We start from the raw sequence: 2,709 nt of genomic DNA on the forward strand, positions 1-2,709 counted from the left end.
GGTGCACGCTGCGCTCGACCCGACCCCAGCGCCCGCCCCGCGCTGGGTGTTCGAGGATCACGTGGCGCTGGGCGTGCTGATTCTGCTTGGCGGGGTGGTCTTCGCCCAGTTCCTGTCGCGCTACGCCTTCAACCACTCGATTGGCTGGACCGAGGAGGGCGCGCGCATGCTGTTGGTGCTGCTGGTGTTCATCGGCGCCGCCGGGGCTGCCTCGCGCCAGGGCCATATCTACGTGGAGATTCTCGAACTCGTGCTGCCTGGGCGAGCCAAGCGCTGGCTCAAGGGCTTCAACCACCTGCTGAGCGCCGGCTTCTTCGCTTACGTGGCCTGGCTTGCCTGGCAGGTGGGCCAGCGGGTCTGGAACTCCAGCATGAGCACGCTACCGATTTCGAAAGGCTGGATCTACACCATTGTGGCTGCCGCGCTGCTGCTGATGGCCTACCGGCTCGCGCGCCAGGGCATTCACCACTGGCGAGGAGATACACCGTCATGATCATTATCCTGTTCGTAGCGCTTGCGGTGCTACTGGTGATCGGCGCGCCGGTCGCGGTGGCGCTGGCGGGCTCGTCGCTGGTCTACCTGCTGGCCGCCGACCGCATTCCCGATATCATCCTGATCCAGCGCATGGTCGGAGGAGTGGACAGCTTTCCGCTTCTGGCGGTGCCGTTTTTCATCCTCGCCGGCAACCTGATGAACGTGTGCGGCGTGACCGAGCGGATCTTCAGCTTCGCCGACTCGCTGGTCGGGTGGATGCGCGGCGGGCTTGGCCACGTCAACGTGGGCGCGTCGGTGATCTTCGCCGGCATGTCCGGGGCGGCCATCGCCGACGCCGGCGGGCTCGGCGCGGTCGAGATCAAGGCGATGCGCGAAAAGGGCTACGACGTCGATTTCGCCGTGGGCATCACCGGCGCCTCCTCGACGGTCGGGCCGATCATTCCGCCATCGCTGCCGCTGGTGGTCTACGGCGTGGTGGCCGGGGCTTCGATCGGTCAACTGTTCGTCGCCGGTATCGTGCCGGGGCTTCTGATCGCGGGGCTTCTGATGCTGATGGTCGCGGTGATCTCGCATCGGCGCGGCTACCCCATCGGCGAGCGCTTCTCGCTAGTACGCCTGGCGTCCAGCTTCTTTCACGCGGCGCTGTCGCTGCTGATTCCGGTGATCATCGTCGGCGGTATCGTGCTGGGCATCTTCACGCCTACCGAAAGCGCGATCGCGGCGGTGGGCTACGTGCTGGTGCTGGCCACACTGGTGTATCGCAGCGCCGGCTGGCGCCAGATCATCACGGTCTTTCGCGAAACCATCGAGATGACCTCGGTGGTGCTGTTGATCGTCGCGGCGTCGTCGATATTCGCCTGGATCCTCACCCGCGAAGGCGTGCCGACGGCCTTTGCCAGCGCGGTGATGACGGTGGCGGACAACCCGATCCTGATTCTGATTCTGATCAACCTGATCCTGCTGGTGGTGGGCTGCTTCATGGAAACCGTGGCGGCGATCACGATCCTGACGCCGGTGCTGCTGCCACTCGCCGTGCAAGCCGGGGTCGACCCGGTGCAGTTCGGCATCATCATGGTGCTCAATCTGATGATCGGGCTTCTCACCCCGCCGGTAGGGCTGGTGCTGTTCATTCTGGCCCGCGTCGCGGATATCTCGTTTCCCCGCGCGGTGCGCGCAACGCTTCCGTTCATCGCCGCACTTCTGGTCTCGCTGATCCTGATCACCTTCATCCCGGCGCTGACGCTCTGGCTGCCCAGCCTCATCTAGTTTGGAGTCTTTCTACATGAATCAACCGCTCAATCAGGCCGGCGTCGTTCAGGATGCGCGCATCGAGGCGATCGACATGGTGCCGATCGGCAGTTTTCTTCCGACGGACGGCGGCTACGGCAGCGCCCGTGAAATCGGCCACGCGCGCATGGCGACTCTGGTATTCGTGCGCCTGGCCTCGGGCATCGTGGGCATCGGCGAATGTTACGGCCCGCCGAAGACCACGCTCGCCTACCTGGACATCCTGCGCGACAACTACCTGGGCCAGAGCGCCTTCGATCACCGCGCGATCTGGCGGCGCATGACCAACGTGCTCTACCACGTACGTGCCCAGAGCCAGCTCGCCGCCGCCATCAGCGGGCTCGATATCGCCCTGCACGACGGCCTGGGCAAGCTTCTGGGCCTGCCGGTCTACCGGCTGCTCGGCGGCGAGGAGCAGGCCTCGATCCAGGTCTACGCCTCCGGCGGCTACTTCCACGAGCCGAAGGCGCTGCCGCTCGAGGCCCAGCTCGAGCGGGTGGCCGGCGAGTTCGAGGGCTACAAGATCAAGATCGGCCGTGGGCTCGACAGCGACATCGAGCGGATGCGAAGCGCTCGACGCATTCTCGGCGACGATGTGGCGATCATGGCGGACATCAACGGCGCCTACACCGCGGATATCGCGCTCGAGTCGATGGCCGCGCTGGCGCCTTACCGTCCCTACTGGATCGAGGAGCCCGTCGCCCCGGAAGACCTGCCGGGCTTTCGCCGCCTGGCTTCACGGCGCTCGCTGCGCATCGCCGCCGGCGAGGCCTCGGTCAACGCAGTGGAGTTTCGCGAACTGGCCGCCACCGGCAGCGTCGACGTGCTGATGCCGGATCTCAACCTGTGCGGCGGCTTCGTCGAGGCGCTGCGTATCGCCGATATGGCTCACCTGAACGGGCTGCGGGTCTCGCCCCACGTGTGGGG

The 2,709-nt window shown here is 65.9% G+C and carries 3 protein-coding genes; all 3 read left to right on the forward strand.

Translation table 11 applies throughout. From position 1 onward, the window contains the following. On the forward strand, positions 1 to 493 hold a 493-nt coding region (locus tag BIS11_RS14570), incomplete at its 5' end, for a TRAP transporter small permease (RefSeq protein ID WP_253586391.1). After that, positions 490 to 1,761, forward strand: coding sequence for a TRAP transporter large permease (locus tag BIS11_RS14575; protein WP_253424985.1), 1,272 nt, complete (start codon positions 490 to 492; stop codon positions 1,759 to 1,761). The genes BIS11_RS14570 and BIS11_RS14575, both read left to right, overlap by 4 nt. 16 nt (positions 1,762 to 1,777) lie before the next feature. Beyond that, positions 1,778 to 2,709 (forward strand): mandelate racemase/muconate lactonizing enzyme family protein (locus tag BIS11_RS14580; protein ID WP_253586392.1); only part of this gene is annotated, 932 nt, incomplete at its 3' end.

The organism is Halomonas sp. 707D4 (assembly GCF_024158685.1).
In the GTDB taxonomy this organism is placed as follows: domain Bacteria; phylum Pseudomonadota; class Gammaproteobacteria; order Pseudomonadales; family Halomonadaceae; genus Vreelandella.

Excerpts from the sequence above, each read along its gene's own strand:
- BIS11_RS14575 (WP_253424985.1), top strand. The coding sequence starts at position 490 with ATGATCATTATCCTGTTCGTAGCGCTTGCGGTGCTACTGGTGATCGGC.